Below are 17,158 nucleotides of genomic sequence, written 5' to 3'. Positions count from 1 at the left end.
CGCCGGTGACCGTCACTCCGGGCGCTGGAGCAGGCCGCGGCGGTGCGCGACGAACAAGCCGACGCCGACGATCACGATGACGATGAGGGTGACGATCCAGCCGGTGGTACCGAAGGGATCCGTCATGCTGGAGCCCGCAGCCGCCGGGCTGTGCTGCGCCGCGGTCGTGGCGTCCGGCGCGCTGACCGGCGCCGTGCTGACCTGGCCGACCGGTTCCGTACCCGCCGTGGCCAGCGCGAAACCGTAGTCGAGCAACTGCATGGCTTGAGCGGAGACGAGGACCGGGCGCTGTTCGGCGCGCAGCAGCACGAGGGAGATGCGTTTGCCGTCCCGCTCCGCGGCGCCGACATAGGTGTGCCTGGCGTCATCGGTGAACCCGGTCTTGCCGCCGACGAACCCTGCGTAGGCAGCCCACAGCTTGTTGTCGTTGTAGATGGGGTAGCTGGGTTCGCCGGTGCCACCGGGGAAATCGAGGTGCTTCGTGCCGACGGCGTCGGCGTAGGCCGGCTGCCGCATCGCATAGCCGAAGATCAGGCTCGTGTCGTAGGCCGAGGTCATCATCCCCGGTCCGTCCAAACCGGACGGCGTCGCCGCACGGGTGTCGGTGGCGCCGAGACGCTCGGCCAGTGCGTTCATCTTGCCGACCGCCGTGGGTACGCCACCGAGCGCCGTGGCAAGCGCGTGCGCGACATCGTTGCCGGAGCGCATCAGCAGCGCGTGCACCAGAACATCCACTGTGTACTGGGAGCCGGCGACGATGCCGACGCAGGTGCACTCCTGGCTGGCGTCCTCCACCGTCGGAACGACCACTTTGTCCGGTGGGAGTTCCTCGATCACCGCCAGTGCGAGCAGTGTCTTGATCAGTGAGGCCGGCCGCTGCCGCCCATGCGGATCCTTCGCGGCGAGCACCGCGCCGGTGTCCATGTCCTGCAGCAGCCACGATGCCGCGGTGCCGAGTTCGGGCGGGACCGGTGTGCCGGAGGGCAGCACCAGGCCGCACTCGGCCATGCGCGCGCCGCCCGCGGGGTTGGCCGGCACCGGTAGCGGCGGGGGAGACGGCTGGCCCGGCGGCGGCTGCTCGGAAGTGTCCACCGGGGGCGGCGGCAGCAGCCGGTTCGGGCAAGCCCCGGCCTGCGCTTCGGTGGTTTCCTGCGCGATCGCGGGCGGCCCCGCGGTGGCCAGCAGGCCACAGAGCAGGGCGAGGATCAGGACCCTGATGGGAAAGGCACGACGCACCCGTGCAGGCTAGCCTTCGGGGTGCGAGCAATACTTGCGGGTATGCGGATGTCTCGCCGTACATCACTCTTTCTGCTGGCTTTCGGCGTGTGGTCCTGGATCATCTGGATCACCTTCGTCAGGAACCTGTGGAGCAGCGACAACGCCTGGACCGCCGACGGTTCGCCGACCTCGTTCTTCGTGGTCCACCTTGTCCTTGCCGTGGTGTCCTTCGTGCTGGGCACGATCATCGGTGTGCTCGGCTGGCGTGGGTGGCGTGCCGCGCGTCACCGTACGGACGCGTGACCGGCCGGAACTCTCGGTAAACTCGGTCGCGTCCTGAAGACGTGACTTCACCGCAGGTGTACGGCCCCGGAGACCCCCAACCACAGCCCACCGCCCGACCTGCGCACAGCAAGCGGCTGGTCGTGCTCGCGCTCGCCGCGGGGTTGCTGCTGGGCGGCGGTGGGGTCGGCCTGGCGTGGCTGCTGACGTCGTCGGAGGCTGAGGGCGCAGCGGCGGACGCGGAGGCCGCGTGCACCGTTGTCCGGCGCACGACCGACCTCGACCCCGTCGAGAACGTCGCCGCTTACCGGCGCTGGGCCGGCGCCGCCGAGATCGCCGCAGCGGGCGAGGCCGACAAGCGCTACCAGCCGCTCGCCGATGCCGTGCGCAAACCCGTCAACATCCTGCAGCAGATGATGAGCACCGACAGCCAGGAGTACACCGACGCGCTGTCAGCGGCCCGGCAGGCCTGCGCCGACCTCTGAGCCGGGCCGGAAAGCACCCAAGGCCACCATAGTTGCGCCCACCCGTCTCCCACCGCCACCCAAACGGAGACGCTTCGCGTCGCGGTGTTTGACAAGTGCAACCATGGTGGCCTTGGGGGACCAAAGGGTGCCTCAGACGCGGCGGAACAGCAGTGCGCGCTTGACCTCCTGGATTGCCTTCGTCACCTGGATGCCGCGGGGGCAGGCGTCGGTGCAGTTGAAGGTGGTCCGGCAGCGCCACACGCCCTCGGCGTCGTTGAGGATGTCCAGCCGCTCCTCCGCTCCCTCGTCACGGGAGTCGAAGATGAACCGGTGTGCGTTGACGATCGCGGCAGGCCCGAAGTAGGAGCCGTCCGCCCAGTACACCGGGCACGACGATGTGCACGCCGCGCACAGGATGCACTTGGTGGTGTCGTCGAAGCGCTCCCGGTCGGCGGCCGACTGGATCCGTTCGCGGGTGGGCTCGTTGCCGTAGGCGATGAGGTACGGCTTCACCGAACGGTAGGCCTCGAAGAAGGGCTCCATGTCGACATAGAGGTCCTTCATCGTGGGCAGGCCCTTGATCGGTGCGACCGTGATCGTCGTCTGCTTGCCGCGCTTCGCCAGCAAGTCCTTCACGAGCACCTTGCAGGCCAGCCGGTTGATGCCGTTGATCTGCATCGCGTCCGAGCCGCAGATGCCGTGTGCGCACGAGCGCCGGAACGACAGCGTGCCGTCGACATAGTTCTTGATGTTGAACAGCAGGTTCAGCACGCGGTCGGTCGGCAGCGCCGGGACGTCGTAGGACTCCCAGTGCGGCTCGTCGTCGACCTCCGGGTTGAAGCGCAGGAGCTTCACCGTGATGGTGATCGAGCCCTCCGGCGCGGGGATCTGCGACGTGTCGTGAACCGCGTTCTCAGCTACCGCAGTCATTTCGCTCCCTCAGCGGGAAAGAGTGCTTCGGTCGACATCAGTACTTCCGCTCCATCGGCTCGTACCGGGTGAAGGTCACGGGCTTGTAGTCCAGCCGGATGTCCGAGATGAACCCGGTCAGGCCCAGCGGGGCGTCCGGGTCCGCCTTCTCCGGAAGGACCTTGTACGACATCGAGTGCCGCATGAAGTTGACGTCATCCCGGTTCGGGTAGTCCTCGCGAGCGTGCCCGCCGCGGGACTCCTTGCGGGCCAGCGCCGCGTTGACCAGGATCTCGGCGAGGTCGAGCAGGAAACCGAGCTCGATCGCCTCGAGCAGATCGGTGTTGTACCGCTTGCCCTTGTCCTGCACGGAAATCCGGCCGTAGCGCTCCTTGAGCGTCTGCACGTCTGTGAGCGCCTGCTTCAGCGTGTCCTCGGTGCGGTACACCGCCGCGTTGGAGTCCATCGTCTGCTGCAGCTCGGTGCGGATGTCGGCGACCCGCTCACCACCGTGCGCGGTGCGCAGGTGCTCGACCATGCCCTCGACCAGCGTCGCCGGGTCGTCCGGCAGCTCGACGTGCTCGTGGCCGGCCGCGTACTCCGCGGCCGCGATGCCCGCGCGCCTGCCGAACACGTTGATGTCCAGCAGCGAGTTCGTGCCGAGCCGGTTCGCGCCGTGGACGGACACGCAGGCGACCTCACCGGCGGCGTAGAGGCCCGGGATGACGTTGTCGTTGTCCCGCAGTGCCTCGCCGTGCACGTTGGTCGGGATGCCGCCCATCGCGTAGTGCGCGGTCGGGTACACCGGCACCGGCTCCTCCACCGGGTCCACGCCGAGGTAGGTGCGCGCGAACTCGGTGATGTCCGGGAGCTTCGTCTCCAGCACCTCCGCGCCGAGGTGGGTGCAGTCGAGGAGCACGTAGTCCTTGTTCGGCCCCGCGCCCCGGCCCTCCAGCACCTCGAGCACCATCGACCTGGCCACGATGTCGCGCGGTGCCAGGTCCTTGATGGTCGGGGCGTAGCGCTCCATGAACCGCTCACCCGAGGCGTTGCGCAGGATCGCGCCCTCACCGCGGGCACCCTCGGTGAGCAGGATGCCGAGGCCGGCGAGGCCGGTCGGGTGGAACTGGTAGAACTCCATGTCCTCCAGCGGCAGGCCCTTGCGCGCGTAGATGCCCATGCCGTCGCCGGTCAGGGTGTGCGCGTTCGACGTGGTCTTGAAGACCTTGCCGAAGCCGCCGGTGGCGAACACGATCGACTTCGCCTGGAACACGTGGATCTCGCCGGTCGCCAGCTCGTAGGCGATGGCGCCGGAAGCCACCGGGCCGTCGGCGGTGTCGGTCAGCATGATGTCGAGGACGTAGAACTCGTTGAAGAACTCGATCCCGTGCTTGACGCAGTTCTGGTACAGCGTCTGCAGGATCATGTGGCCGGTACGGTCAGCCGCGTAGCAGGCCCGGCGCACCGCGGCCTTACCGTGGTCGCGGGTGTGCCCGCCGAAACGCCGCTGGTCGATCTTGCCCTCGGGGGTCCGGTTGAACGGCAGCCCCATCTTCTCCAGGTCGAGCACCGCGTCGATGGCCTCCTTGGCCATGATCTCCGCGGCGTCCTGGTCGGTCAGGTAGTCGCCACCCTTGACGGTGTCGAAGGTGTGCCACTCCCAGTTGTCCTCCTCGACGTTGGCCAGTGCGGCACACATGCCGCCCTGCGCCGCGCCGGTGTGCGAACGCGTGGGGTAGAGCTTGGTGAGAACTGCCGTGCGGGCGCGCTGCCCGGCCTCGATGGCCGCGCGCATACCGGCGCCGCCCGCTCCGACGATCACCACGTCGTATTTGTGAAACTGCATGTCGGGAACTCCGTGTGGTGAGTGTCAGCTGGCCGGGATGTTGGGGTCGAAGGTGAAGATCACCAGCGTGCCGAGCACGAGAATCACGGCCATCGAGACGTAGAGCACCATCTTGAGCCAGAACCGCGTGACGTCCTTGCGCGCGTAGTCGTCGATGATCGTGCGCAGGCCGTTGCCGCCGTGCAGCTGTGCCAGCCACAGCATGGACAGGTCCCAGAGCTGCCAGAACGGTGACGACCACCGGCCGGCGACGAAGGCGAAGTTGATGCGGTGCACGCCGCCGTCGAGGATGTTCATGATGAACAGGTGGCCGAGCACGAGCACCACCAGAGCGAGGCCGGAAATGCGCATGAACAGCCAGCTGTAGAGCTCGAAGTTGCTCCGCCTTGCGGCGGGCCTGCGCGGCGAGCGCGGCTTGTCGAGTGCGAGCGCTTCAGCCATCAGTTGCCGCCTCCGAACAGGTCACTCACGGTGCGTTCGAGCATGAAGTAGGTGCCCGGGATCATCACAACGACCCAGATGCCGATGATCGACCAGAGCATCGGGCGCTGGTACTTCGGTCCCTTCGACCAGAAGTCCACGAGGATCACTCTGATGCCGTTCAGCGCGTGGTAGAGCACGGCGCCGACGAGCGCGACCTCGAGGAGGTTGACGATCGGGCTCTTGTAGGTCTCGATGATCTCGTCGTACGCATTGGGTGACACGCGCACGAGTGCGGTGTCGAGCACGTGCACGAACAGGAAGAAGAACGTGAGCACGCCGGTGATGCGGTGCAGGACCCAGGACCACATGCCAGGGTCGCCGCGATAGAACGTTCCGCTCCGGCGTGAGGCGCCCGCCCGATCACTCGCTCCCGTCCCGGGGACGGTGCTCGCAGTGGTGGACATCGGTGTACGGCCTCCAACGTCACTGATGGACTTGAGCCCGGCGGACCGCGACTTTGCCGAGGTCAGGGTCGTCGAGCGTGGATATGAGGGGATGCTAGACCCGTAGCACCGGGGTGACTGAACCTCGGGTTGTTCTGTGTGATCGACCAGACAATTCATTCGATTCAGAAAGCCTTGTGAATGCGAGCCCGATCACACCATTGCGTGCATTTTGCGTGCGAACTCCGCAGGCGTGCCGGGCGCCGCGGTGATCCACCGGTCGCGGCCATCGCCGTCGCTGCTGAGTAGCCAGCGACCGTCCGTGGTGTCGAGGTAGGTGAGCGGGGCGCTCTTTTCAGTACCGGACCGGGCGTGCACCTGCCCACCACCGAAGCGCGGCAGGTCGAGCAGTGTCAGGAAGCGCCGGGCCTCCGGCGTGCATGGCTCACCGGTGACCCAGGGCGCTTCGGCCTCCGGCAGGCTGATGCTTGCCGCGCCGCCTGCCGGAACAGCGCGGATCTGGTCGAGCCACGTTTCGGCCATGCGATCGGCCTGCGCCGGCATGAACCGCACCCAGTTGCCCCTGCGCAGAACGAGCACGCAGCTGCGGCCGGAGCCCGCCACGGAGAGGGCGTAGTTGCCGTACTCCTCGTCCTGGACCCAGCCGAAGTATTCGCGCGCCGGTCGCGCTATGACGTTGAGCACGTCGTAGAAGTCGTCGTCGAGCCGGTCCCTCGTGAGGAGCCGCTGCCCCGCGAGGTCCTGGTTCACCGCCTCGTCCAGCCGGGCGCGCGACTCCGGCGGGAGCCAGACGTCGTCGCCGGCCAGGATCTCCGGTGCGTGCCCGATGTTGTGCTTGGCCAGAGTGTGCAGCACCGAGACGCGGTGCAGCATCACGTCGTCACGCCACACGGTCACTTCTCGCCGATGACCGGAGGCGCGGTCCTGCCGAGTTCGCCGACGAACACGTCGTGCGGGTCGTACTCCTGCAGGTAGTCCGGGCGCCGGTGGTCCTGGTCCTCGGCGTTCTTGCCCCTGCCCGCGGCGCCGGGGCCGACCATGCCGCCTGGACCGCCACGACCAGTCGTCGCGGCCTGCTGCGCACCAGCGGCGGCAGGGCCGCCGGGGCCGCTCACCGGTGCCGCGCCGGTACCACGACCACCACCGAGCACCCCGCCTGTGCCCCTGGCGCTTTCGCCGGGGCCGGGGCTGGCTCCGGCGCCACTGCCGACACCGGCGAATCCGGATCCAGGGCGTGCTGTCACGGGTCCGGAGCCGGTTCCCGGCCTGCCGGTCACGGTTCCGGAGCCGGTTCCTGGGCGTCCGGTCACCGTGTCCGAACCGGTCCCGGGTCGTCCGGTCACGGGGCCTGAACCGGTTCCAGGGGCGTACAGTCCGCCGCCGATGCCGGTCGTACCTTGGGCAGGCGTGCCGCCGCCCGGTACCTGCGGTGCGGTCGTGCCCGGCCCCTGCCCGGTCCCGATGGGGTTGGTGGTGCCGCCGCTGCCGGGGCGCACGTACCCGGAGCTGCTGGTGCTGTCCGACTCGGCGCTGGCCGCGGGAGCCGATACGGTCCTGCCTGCCGGCCGGGTGCGGAGCGCATGGGTACCGTCCGGGTCGACGAAGCCGCCGGCTGGAGCCGTCGCCGAAGGCGGGGGACCGGCGTAGGTGGCGCCTGGCGCCGGGATGCCGTTTGCCGGTCGCCCGCCGGATGACTCGACGGTCGCGGATGTCGTCGTGATCTCCATGCCGTCGGTATTGGCGAGCAAATTGCTGTAATCGGTAGGCATGGTGTTGCCGACCAGCCCGGACTGGCTGTAATACATTTCGTATACGTGCTTGTTGTTCTCGGACGCTTCCTGATATGCGGCTGACTTCGCGGCATAATCGGTGAGCATCGGAAAGGCCGAGGTGACGAATTCGGCTTTGCTGGGATTCTCGGGTACCTCGACGACACTGTTCTTGGCATGCTGGAACACATCGGTCTGCATCGCAAGCATCGAGTGCGAGATCTGCAATTGATCGGCGGCATTCTCCGCGACGCGCGACACCGGTGTGGCGGCGTTGGCCGCCCCCGCACCGGCTTCGCCCTGCCAGCCGGAGGCGACATCGGCATGCTGTTGGGCGATCAGGTCCATGATCTCGCCGTGCAGCTCGGCTTGCGCGGCCGAACCGTCACTCGCCGCGGCCACGGTTTCGGCCCCGGGCCCGGTGGTGAGGTCGATGTAGATCTGTTCCGGTGACCGGCCGGTGTTGAAGATGTCACCGATCAGCGATCCGATATCCGCCATCACGCGCCCCCTCGCATGGTGTCCAATGTCATTCCAGCAATGGTATGTGCCACTTCGCACGGGTCTGTATTGCCGATTTTGGATGGAGACTGGCCGACGCCGACTTGGTAGACGAGCTCGTCGGTTACGCCGACAAGTACCAGGCAGGTACCGGTCTCACGGTCGTCCGAACCACCGTAGGCGACCGTGGGGTTTCCGTCGATGGCTGGCAGCTCTTCGAAAAAGTCGGTGTCAGCTCGATTTGCATAGAAGGGTGACAATCCCTGCTTGAAATTGCTTGCCCAGAGAATTCCGAGAGTGGCGCCGCGCCCGTCACGCCAGTTGCAGGCGGGGCCTGTTGTGCCGTCGCGTGCTTCGCCTTGGAGTGGTTCGCCGAAGAGTTCCCGCACTTGTTCCGTGGTGAGCATTGAGCAGGGGTTGTCTTGGAAGCGTCGGGCGTCTTCGATGGGGTTCTGGACTTTCGGTGCGCCGTAGGCGGGTAGGCCTGACGTTGCCGTCGTTGTGGGCGCAGACGTCGTGGGCGTGTCTGAGCTGGTCGTGCTGGCTCGTGGTGTTCCTGCTTCGGTGCTGGTGCAGCTGGCGATGAGTGCAGCGGCGATCAGCGCGAGGGCCGCGAGGATGCGGGTGCGCATCAGATGGTCCCGCCTTCGTTGCCTGGGTTAAGGCTTCTGGCTGTTGCTGCGGTTTCGTCCTCGTGCTCGGTGTAGGTGCCCAGGGCTTTCCGGCAGTGGTCAGCCTGTGTTTGGCAGTACGCGCGCATGGACTTCATCATGTTGAGGTAGGCCTGACCGGATGCGTTGGCCTTGTCCGCCATCGCCCCACTGGCCAGGTCAAGACCCGGCCCCACGACTTTGGTCAACGGCATTGCCTCTCCGATCGCGTCACGGCACCGGTCTGCGATGAGTTGCCAGCGGTCGGCTATGCGTGTCAGCGTGCCTTCGTCGTAGGCGAAGCTGCCGAGCTGGTTGGTCGCCTGGCCGATTTGTTCGACCCAGCCGGCTGGGTTGGCCTTGTCCTTGTTTTGCGCGCTCTCGTCGACCCACACGGTTTTCGCTCCCCAACGTCCGCCTGGTGGCTTCGACGACTGATCGTAGACGGCTGGTTCCGGTTTGTGGCGGCTTTGTCGTCTTTTGATCACTCACCGTATGCAGTTGATCGCTGGGTGACTTGGCAACAAACATTTGGGTTACGCACGGTGGCGTCCGTATGCCGCATATCAGGAGCAGGCGGTACCGTTCGCCAGTCGGCCCGGCAGGAGCGCCGGGCCGTTCTCAGTTCGTCCGCTGGAACAGCGGGGAGGGAGACACACCGTGCGTCGAAAGCGTGGTGGAGCGCTGGCGGCAATCGCCATGGCCGGCGTGCTGGCATTGGCCGGATGCGGGTCGTCCAGCGATGGCGACAGTGGTGCCGAGGGCGGGGACGCAGGCGCCCTGAAGATCGGCCTTGCCTACGACATCGGCGGCCGCGGCGACCAGTCGTTCAACGACTCCGCCGCGCGTGGACTCGACAAGGCCACGGCGGAGTTCGGCATCGAGGTGACCGAGCTCGAGGCCAGCCAGGGCGAGACCGACGCGCAGAAGGAGGACCGGCTGCGGCAACTCGCCGAGGGCGGCTACAACCCGATCATCGCGGTCGGGTACGCCTACGCGGGGCCGGTGGGCAAGGTCGCGACGGACTTCCCCGAGGTCAAGTTCGCGATCATTGACGACTTCACGCCCGGGACCGACACCGGCGACAACATCGCCAACCTGACCTTCGCCGAGGAGCAGGGTTCCTTCCTGGTCGGCGTGGCCGCCGCGCTGAAGAGCGAGACCGGCAACGTCGGGTTCGTCGGTGGCGTGAACACGCCGCTGATCCAGAAGTTCGAGGTCGGCTACACCGCCGGCGTCAAGGCCGTCAAGGCGGACGCGACCGTGCAGGTCAAGTACCTGACCCAGCCGCCGGACTTCTCCGGGTTCAACGACCCGGCCAAGGGCCAGACCGCCGCGAACGGCATGTTCGACGCGGGTGCCGACGTGGTCTACGCGGCCGCCGGTGGTTCCGGTAGCGGTGTGTTCCGTGCCGCCAAGGACAAGGGCGCGATGGGCATCGGTGTCGACTCCGACCAGTACAACCTGCCCTCGCTGGCCGACGTCAAGGACGTGATCATCACCTCCATGGTGAAGAGCGTCGACGTTGCGGTCTACGACTTCATCCAGTCCGTGCGGGACAACGCCTTCAAAGCCGGCAACACCGTCTACGACCTGCAGGACGGTGGCATCGACTTCTCCACGAGCGGCGGCATGATCGACGACATCAAGCCGCAGCTCGACGAGTACAAGCAGAAGATCATCTCCGGCGAGATCTCGGTCCCATCGACCACGTGAGCCGGGCATAGCCGAGCCGAACGGGCCCGAGGTGACCCCTCGGGCCCGTCGGTGTTCGCGAGCAAGGAGCGTGCACCATCAGTAGCAGCGAATCAGCGCTTGCCGTCGAGCTGAGAGGCATCACCAAACGCTTCCCCGGCGTCGTCGCCAACTCCGACATCAACGTGCGCGTCCGAAGCGGCACCGTGCACGCCCTCGTCGGGGAGAACGGCGCCGGCAAGTCGACCCTGATGAAGATCCTCTACGGGATGCAGCGTCCTGACGAGGGAACGGTCTCCATCGACGGCAAGCCGGTCGACTTCCACACTCCCGCCGACGCCATCGCCGCCGGCATTGGCATGGTCCACCAGCACTTCATGCTCGCCGACAACCTCACGGTGCTCGAGAACGTCGTGCTGGGCAACGAGCCGAGGGCAGGCGCCGGCATCGACTTCTCCGGCGCGCGGGCCAGGATCAAGGAGATCTCCGCGCGGTACGGACTCGGTGTCGATCCCGACCGGCTCGTCGATGAACTCGGTGTCGGTGAGCGGCAGCGCGTCGAGATCCTCAAGGTGCTCTATCGCGGTGCCCGCATCCTGATCCTGGACGAGCCCACGGCCGTGCTGGTGCCGCAGGAGGTCGACGAGCTGTTCGGCAACCTGCGCGAGCTCAAGGCCGAGGGGCTGACGATCCTGTTCATCTCGCACAAGCTCGACGAGGTGCTCTCCGTGGCCGACGACATCACGGTCGTCCGGCGGGGCACGACGGTCGCGAGCGTGCAACCCGGTAAGGTCACCTCGCGCCAGCTCGCCGAGCTGATGGTGGGTAGCGCGCTGCCGGTGCCGGAACTGCGTGAGTCGACCGTCACCGACGAGCCGGTGCTGCAGGTGTCCGGTCTCACGGTGACCACTTCGGACGGTCGCACCGTCCTTTCCGATCTGTCGTTCACCATTCACGCCGGCGAAGTGCTGGGCATCGCGGGCGTCGAGGGCAACGGGCAGGCCGAGCTGGTCGAGGCGCTGATGGGCATCCGGCCACTGCAGGCGGGACAGATCCGCCTGCGGGGCACCGACATCACGAAGCTGTCGACCCGCAGGCGCCGGGACGCCGGAATCGGATACATCCCGGAGGACCGGCACCGCCAGGGCGTGCTGCTCGAGGCGACGTTGTGGGAGAACCGCGTCCTCGGCCACCAGACGAAGGCGCCGAGCGCACGTGGCGTGCTGATCAACCGCGCGGGTGCCCGTGCCGACACCGAACGCATCGTCGCCGAGTACGACGTCCGCACGCCCGGCATCGACGTGGCCGTCGGCGCGCTGTCCGGCGGCAACCAGCAGAAGCTCATCGTGGGCAGGGAGATGAGCGGCAATCCGGTGCTGCTGATCGCATCCCACCCCACGCGTGGCGTCGACGTCGGCGCGCAGGCCGCGATCTGGGAGCACATCCGCAAGGCCCGCGCCGAGCACCTGGCCGTGCTGCTGATCTCGGCCGACCTGGACGAGCTCATTGGCATGTCCGACAGCCTGTCGGTGATCCTGCGCGGCAAGCTGGTGGCATCGTACGACCCGAACGCCGTGACGCCCGAGGAGCTGGGCTCGGCCATGACGGGTGCAGGGGAGGGGGCGTGATGGGACGGATCTCGCTGCGCTCGGTGTCGCTGGGGCTCGCCGCACCCGTTGGCGCGCTGGTGTTCGCACTGATCGTCTGCGGCACGATCCTGTCGATCACCGGGCACCCGCCGCTCGGGGTGGCCGAAGACATGATCGGCTCGCTGGAGCGGCCGCGCACCATCGCGAACTCGCTCAACAGCGCAACGACCTACTACCTGTCCGCGGTCGCGGTGGCGATCGGTTTCAAGATGCGGTTGTTCAACATCGGCGTCGACGGGCAGTACCGGCTCGCCGCGATGCTCGCGGCCGCGCTCGCCGGTGCGTCCTTCATGGACTCGCTGCCGTCGGTCCTGCGGATCGCGATGACCATCGCGGCCGCCATGCTCGTCGGGGCACTGTGGGCTGGCATCGCCGGGTTCCTCAAGGTCACGCGTGGCGTGAGCGAGGTCATCTCGACGATCATGCTCAACGCGGTCGCGACCGCGCTGGTGGCGTTCCTGCTCAACCCGAACCGGCTCGCGGTGACGACGGCGGGCAGCAACAACATCGGCACGGCTCCGATCACCGAGGGTGGCCAGGTGCCCGGCATCCCGTACGAGGGGTCCTCATCGGACGTCTTCGGGCTGATCGTGCTCGCGGTGGCCGTCGGTGTCGCCTACTGGTTCATGCTCAACCGCACCAGGTTCGGCTTCGACCTCAAGGCCACGGGTGAGTCCGAGTCGGCAGCAGTCGCCAGTGGCGTGAACGTCAAGAAGATGGTCGTGGCGAGCATGCTGCTCTCCGGCGGCGTCGCGGGTCTCGTCGGGATTCCGCAGCTGCTGGGCGCTTCGCACTCGTACTCGCTGGACTTCCCGGCTGGTCTCGGGTTCACCGGTATCGCGATCGCGCTGCTCGGACGCAACCACCCCATCGGGATGGCGTTCGCCGCGCTGCTGTGGGGCACGCTCGACCAGACATCGAATGTCCTAGACCTCTCCGGCGTGCCTAAGGAAATCGTCGTGATCATGCAGGGCGTGATCGTGCTGTCCGTGGTGATCGCCTACGAGCTGGTGCGCCGTTACAAGCTGCGGCTCGAACAGCACGACGTCGGCCGCGCGCTGGGCACCACGAAGTCGCCTGAGGAGGTGGGGGTGTGAGTAGCGCAAGTTTGGCAACCGGGCCCCAGCAGAGTGTGGCGGCACCGGTGCGCCGGCGGCGCTCGCCCAGCATCTACCTGATCGTCGCTGTCGCGGCGCTCGCCGTGGTGTCCCTGGTACGTGTGCTGACCGGCGCGGGCGATCTGACCTCCAGCGGCACCGTGGCCGCGGCGCTGACGGCCGCGGTCCCGATCGCGCTGGCCGGCCTTGCCGGGTTGTGGTCCGAACGGGCCGGCGTGATCAACATCGGTCTCGAGGGCATGATGGTGCTCGGCACCTGGGGCGCCGGGTTCGCGGGCTACCAGTGGGGCCCGTGGGCCGGGATCGTGGCCGGCGTCGTGCTCGGCGCGATCGGCGGGCTGATCCATGCGGTGGCGACCGTGACGTTCGGTGTGGACCAGATCATCTCTGGTGTCGCCATCAGCCTCGCGGCGCCCGGGCTGACGTTGTTCCTGGCGAAGCTGTACTTCAGCGACGCACCGGGCGGTGGGCAGAAGCAGTCGCCGCCGATCGAGGACGTCTCCCACGTGTCGGTACCGGGCCTGTCGTCCGTGCTTGGCGACATCGAGCAGCAGGGCTGGTTCTTCGTGTCCGACCTCGCGGGCCTGCTGCGCGGTCTGACCACCGATCTGTCACTGCTGACGCTGTTGGCGATCGCGCTGTTCGTGCTCACGGCGATCGTGTTGTGGCGCACCGCGTTCGGGCTGCGGCTGCGCTCCTGTGGCGAGGCACCGCAGGCAGCCGAGTCGCTCGGCGTGAACGTCTACAAGTACAAGTACGCGGCGGTCACCATGTCCGGCGCACTCGCCGGGCTTGGTGGCGCGATCCTCGCCGTGAGCTCCAGCCAGTTCCGTGACGGTCAGACGGGCGGCCGCGGCTACATCGGCCTGGCGTCGATGATCTTCGGCAACTGGCGGCCCGGTGGAGTCGCCGCGGGCGCGGGGCTGTTCGGCTACACCGATGCCATGCAGCTGCGCGGCGAGGGTGCCGTGCACGCACTGCTCCTGCTGCTGGGCATCGCCCTGCTGGTGCTCGCCGTGGTGCAGCTGCGCGCCAAGCGTTACGTCGTGGCGAGTGTGGCTACGGTGATCGCACTCGGGTTCATCGTGTGGTTCCTGTCAACCGACCGCGTGCCGCCGGAGCTGGTGGGTGCCGCTCCGTACGTGGTGACCCTGCTCGTGCTCTCGCTGGCCGCGCAGCGGCTGCGGGTGCCGAAATGGGTGGGTCGTACGTACCGGAGAGGGGAGAGCGGATGACCGGGGAACCCGCTGCCTCCACTGTGGACTGGTCACGGTTGCGCGACGAGGCGGTGCGCGCGGCCGAGCTGGCCTACGCTCCCTACTCCGGGCTTCACGTCGGCGTCGCCGGACTGGTGGACGACGGCAGGCTGGTCACCGGCTGCAATGTCGAGAACGCCTCCTACGGCCTCGGCCTGTGCGCCGAATGCACGATGGCGGGGCAGTTGCGCCTGTCCGGCGGCGGGCGACTGGTGGCAGTCGCCTGCCGTTCCGGAACCGGAGAGCTGCTGATGCCGTGTGGTCGCTGCAGGCAGATCCTGTTCGAGCTGGGTGGCGGCGACTGCCTTGTCGACACCCCGAACGGGATCCTGCCCATGAACAGGGTGCTGCCGGACGCGTTCGGACCAGCTGACCTGCCGGAGTGAGCTGGTGGAACCTTTCGCAGCGGTCGACGTCATCCGCACCAAACGCGACGGGTCGCGGCTGACCACCGAGCAGATCGACTGGGTCGTCGACGCCTACACCCGCGGTGTGGTCGCCGAGGAGCAGCTGGCCGCGCTCGCCATGGCGATTTTCCTGAACGGCATGGACGCCGAGGAGACCGCGCGCTGGACGGGCGCGATGATCGAGTCCGGGGAGCGGCTGGCACTGCGCGTGTCCCGGCCGACCGTGGACAAGCACTCGACGGGCGGCGTCGGCGACAAGATCACCCTGCCGCTGGCGCCGCTCGTGGCGGCCTGCGGCGCCGCAGTGCCCCAGCTGTCCGGCCGGGGGCTCGGGCACACCGGCGGCACGCTCGACAAGCTCGAGTCCATCCCGGGCTGGCGGGCGGAGCTGTCGGCGGAGGAGATCCGTGACCAGCTCGAGACGGTCGGCGCGGTCGTGTGTGCGGCAACGCCGACTCTCGCGCCTGCCGACCGCAAGCTCTACGCGCTGCGGGACGTCACGGCGACCGTGGAGTCGGTGCCCCTGATCGCGAGCTCGATCATGAGTAAGAAGATCGCCGAGGGGGCCGGTGCGCTCGTGCTCGACGTGAAGGTCGGCTCCGGCGCGTTCATGAAAACCCCGGAGCAGGCGCGGGAACTGGCGAGCGCTCTGGTCGGCATCGGCGCCGCGCACGGTGTCGCCACCACGGCGCTGCTCACCGACATGAACACGCCCCTGGGTCGCACGGTCGGTAACGCCGTCGAGGTCGCCGAGGCCGTCGAGGTGCTACGTGGCGGTGGTCCCGACGACGTCGTGGCGCTGACACTCGCGCTGGCGCGCGAGATGCTGACGCTCGCCGGGCTCACTGGTGTGGACCCCGCGCCGGTGCTGGCGTCGGGGCAGGCATACGAAACATGGTGCCGGATGATCCGCGCGCAGGGCGGAGATCCGGAGGCACCGCTGCCGAAGCCGGAGCACGTGCACGTCGTGACGGCACCGGAGTCCGGAACTCTTACCCGGCTGGACGCCTACGCTGTCGGCATCGCGGCGTGGCGGCTCGGAGCCGGTCGCGCGCGTAAGGAGGATCCGGTGCAGGCCGCGGCGGGCATCCGCTGCCACGCGAAACCCGGTGAGCGCGTCGAACGCGGGCAGCCGCTGCTGGAACTGCACACCGACACCCCGGACACCGTGCCGGCCGCGCTGGCAGCGCTCAGCGGTGCGTACGACGTGTCGGAGAACAGCAATGCCCCCGCCACATCTGGCGAGGGCATCATGCTGGAAACGCTTCGCTCCTGACGCGGAAATCGGGCGCTGGTTACCGGAAGACGTAACCAGCGCCCGCCAGGCTGAGGAGTTAGCGACGTGGGGCCTGCGGGGGTCGCCCCCGCAAACTTCAGTCGTCGGAGTCGGTGTCGGCGCCGGTCTTGGCCTTGGCGTCGGCGGCACCCTTCGGCGAGCGACCGTTGCGCCGGCGGGGCTGCCGCGGTGCCGGCGGGGCGACGGCCACCGTCTGCGGGGCAGGTCCGCCACCGAGCATCAGCTCCGCGAACGTCGCCATGGCCTCGTCGAGCTGGCCGCCGATGCGACGCTCGGACTCCTCGTTGCTCTTACGTACCACCGAGCTGAAGAAGTCGTTGTCCGGCTGCTTCGACAGCGTGCCGTCCACCTTGGCCAGACCGGAGCGCACCGAACCGTCGAGATCGCCGAGCTGGGCGATGACGCCCTCCTCGACCTTGTCCAGCCTGCCGGCCAGCTCGCCGAGCTCGTTGGTGACCTTCTCGAGCCGGTCGCCGATTTTGTCGAGCCGCTCGGAGGCGTCGACCATCTCCGCCGTCTCGGTCAGCGCCGTGCGCAGCGTGTCGGTGGTCGCACCAATGCGCTCCTTGGTGTCGGACTCCAGCCGCTCCAGCCGCTCCTTGACGTTCGACTCCAGTGTGTCGACCCGCTCGCGCACCGGGCCGGTGACGGCCGCGGGCAGCGCTTCGACCTTGTCGTCCTGCTTGTCGAGGTGGCCGCCCAGCTCGTCGAGCCTGCGGTGGATGCTCGCGAGCTTGTCCTCGAGGCCGTCCATGCGACCGGCGACGCCCTCGAACCGGGCAGCGACCCCGTCGAGCCTGCCGTCGAGCTGTGCGAACGGCTTGGCCAGCTTGTCGACGATGGACTCAACCGCGCGGGCGAGGGCGGCGAGCGCGTTGTCCTGCGTCTCGAGCCGGGTCATCGCCTCGTCGAGACGCTCGGCCAGCACGCTGACCTCGGTGCGGTCGGGCAGCTCGGACAGCCGCTTGCGCACCGCGCCGAGCGAGTCGACCGGAGCCAGCCGGGCGTAGATGTCATCGAGCGCGTCGAAGATCTGCTGCTGCTCGCTCTCTCGGACCTCGGCCGCGCGCACCAGCATGTTGCGCATCCGGTCGAACGACGGGGCGGCAAGGTGGTTGTCAGTCGTCACTGCGGTTGTCCTTCATCGGCGGGGAAAAGATGGGACGTGGCGGCAGCCTATCGACCGTCCAATTGCCGAAGGTATCGC

18 protein-coding genes are annotated in these 17,158 nt (G+C 68.0%); 8 read left to right on the top strand and 10 right to left on the bottom strand.

Annotated features, from left to right (window positions below; translation table 11 throughout):
- Positions 1-12: 12 nt before the first annotated feature.
- On the bottom strand, positions 13-1,158 hold the full coding sequence (locus ABZ863_RS27350; protein WP_358541269.1) for a D-alanyl-D-alanine carboxypeptidase family protein: 1,146 nt from the start codon (positions 1,156-1,158) through the stop codon (positions 13-15).
- Between the two features lie 120 nt (positions 1,159-1,278).
- Here ABZ863_RS27350 and ABZ863_RS27345 point away from each other — a divergent pair, with 120 nt between their 5' ends.
- Entirely contained in the window at positions 1,279-1,521 is a 243-nt protein-coding gene (locus tag ABZ863_RS27345; protein ID WP_358541173.1) for a hypothetical protein, read from the top strand.
- 41 nt (positions 1,522-1,562) lie between these two features.
- Positions 1,563-1,985, top strand: coding sequence for a hypothetical protein (locus ABZ863_RS27340; protein WP_358541170.1), 423 nt, complete (start codon positions 1,563-1,565; stop codon positions 1,983-1,985).
- A 132-nt stretch (positions 1,986-2,117) separates the two neighbouring features.
- On the opposite strand, the gene ABZ863_RS27335 is transcribed toward ABZ863_RS27340, so the two are convergent.
- The 8 genes from ABZ863_RS27335 to ABZ863_RS27300 form a co-directional block, all read right to left on the bottom strand.
- A complete protein-coding gene (locus tag ABZ863_RS27335) occupies positions 2,118-2,897 on the bottom strand; it encodes a succinate dehydrogenase iron-sulfur subunit (protein ID WP_358541167.1) in 780 nt (259 codons plus the stop codon).
- Between the two features lie 37 nt (positions 2,898-2,934).
- The gene (gene sdhA / locus ABZ863_RS27330; protein WP_358541164.1) at positions 2,935-4,722 is read right to left on the bottom strand and encodes a succinate dehydrogenase flavoprotein subunit; all 1,788 of its coding nucleotides are present in this window, start codon (positions 4,720-4,722) and stop codon (positions 2,935-2,937) included.
- Between the two features lie 24 nt (positions 4,723-4,746).
- Positions 4,747-5,163: a succinate dehydrogenase hydrophobic membrane anchor subunit gene (locus ABZ863_RS27325; protein ID WP_358541162.1), complete on the bottom strand. Its 417-nt coding sequence runs from the start codon at positions 5,161-5,163 to the stop codon at positions 4,747-4,749.
- Entirely contained in the window at positions 5,163-5,609 is a 447-nt protein-coding gene (gene sdhC / locus ABZ863_RS27320) for a succinate dehydrogenase, cytochrome b556 subunit (RefSeq protein ID WP_358541159.1), read from the bottom strand. Before sdhC ends, ABZ863_RS27325 begins: the two co-directional genes overlap by 1 nt.
- A gap of 192 nt (positions 5,610-5,801) precedes the next feature.
- The gene (locus ABZ863_RS27315; protein WP_358541156.1) at positions 5,802-6,500 is read right to left on the bottom strand and encodes an ESX secretion-associated protein EspG; all 699 of its coding nucleotides are present in this window, start codon (positions 6,498-6,500) and stop codon (positions 5,802-5,804) included.
- A 2-nt stretch (positions 6,501-6,502) separates the two neighbouring features.
- Positions 6,503-7,879 carry a hypothetical protein gene (locus tag ABZ863_RS27310; RefSeq protein WP_358541153.1) on the bottom strand — a complete coding sequence of 459 codons (1,377 nt, stop codon included), beginning with the start codon at positions 7,877-7,879 and terminating at the stop codon, positions 6,503-6,505.
- Entirely contained in the window at positions 7,879-8,511 is a 633-nt protein-coding gene (locus tag ABZ863_RS27305) for a DUF3558 domain-containing protein (RefSeq protein ID WP_358541151.1), read from the bottom strand. The genes ABZ863_RS27310 and ABZ863_RS27305 overlap by 1 nt, the downstream gene beginning before the upstream one ends.
- Entirely contained in the window at positions 8,511-8,924 is a 414-nt protein-coding gene (locus ABZ863_RS27300) for a PE domain-containing protein (protein ID WP_358541149.1), read from the bottom strand. The genes ABZ863_RS27305 and ABZ863_RS27300 overlap by 1 nt, the downstream gene beginning before the upstream one ends.
- Before the next feature lie 265 nt (positions 8,925-9,189).
- On the opposite strand from ABZ863_RS27300, the gene ABZ863_RS27295 reads away from it, so the two are divergent.
- The 6 genes from ABZ863_RS27295 (at position 9,190) to ABZ863_RS27270 (ending at position 15,930) form a co-directional block, all read left to right on the top strand.
- Positions 9,190-10,245 carry a BMP family ABC transporter substrate-binding protein gene (locus ABZ863_RS27295; protein WP_358541147.1) on the top strand — a complete coding sequence of 352 codons (1,056 nt, stop codon included), beginning with the start codon at positions 9,190-9,192 and terminating at the stop codon, positions 10,243-10,245.
- Between the two features lie 77 nt (positions 10,246-10,322).
- Positions 10,323-11,852 carry an ABC transporter ATP-binding protein gene (locus ABZ863_RS27290; RefSeq protein ID WP_358541267.1) on the top strand — a complete coding sequence of 510 codons (1,530 nt, stop codon included), beginning with the start codon at positions 10,323-10,325 and terminating at the stop codon, positions 11,850-11,852.
- The gene (locus tag ABZ863_RS27285) at positions 11,852-12,970 is read left to right on the top strand and encodes an ABC transporter permease (protein WP_358541265.1); all 1,119 of its coding nucleotides are present in this window, start codon (positions 11,852-11,854) and stop codon (positions 12,968-12,970) included. Before ABZ863_RS27290 ends, ABZ863_RS27285 begins: the two co-directional genes overlap by 1 nt.
- The gene (locus tag ABZ863_RS27280; RefSeq protein ID WP_358541145.1) at positions 12,967-14,226 is read left to right on the top strand and encodes an ABC transporter permease; all 1,260 of its coding nucleotides are present in this window, start codon (positions 12,967-12,969) and stop codon (positions 14,224-14,226) included. Before ABZ863_RS27285 ends, ABZ863_RS27280 begins: the two co-directional genes overlap by 4 nt.
- Positions 14,223-14,633: a cytidine deaminase gene (locus tag ABZ863_RS27275; RefSeq protein WP_358541143.1), complete on the top strand. Its 411-nt coding sequence runs from the start codon at positions 14,223-14,225 to the stop codon at positions 14,631-14,633. The genes ABZ863_RS27280 and ABZ863_RS27275 overlap by 4 nt, the downstream gene beginning before the upstream one ends.
- A gap of 4 nt (positions 14,634-14,637) precedes the next feature.
- Positions 14,638-15,930 (top strand): thymidine phosphorylase, encoded by a 1,293-nt coding sequence (locus tag ABZ863_RS27270; RefSeq protein ID WP_358541141.1) that lies wholly within the window; start codon positions 14,638-14,640, stop codon positions 15,928-15,930.
- Between the two features lie 97 nt (positions 15,931-16,027).
- On the opposite strand, the gene ABZ863_RS27265 is transcribed toward ABZ863_RS27270, so the two are convergent.
- Positions 16,028-17,080, bottom strand: coding sequence for a PA containing protein (locus ABZ863_RS27265; RefSeq protein ID WP_358541138.1), 1,053 nt, complete (start codon positions 17,078-17,080; stop codon positions 16,028-16,030).
- Between the last annotated feature and the right edge of the window lie 78 nt (positions 17,081-17,158).

Source organism: Saccharomonospora sp. NPDC046836 (assembly GCF_040645195.1).
GTDB lineage: Bacteria > Actinomycetota > Actinomycetes > Mycobacteriales > Pseudonocardiaceae > Prauserella_A.
This window is presented reverse-complemented; position numbering and strand designations above follow the sequence as displayed.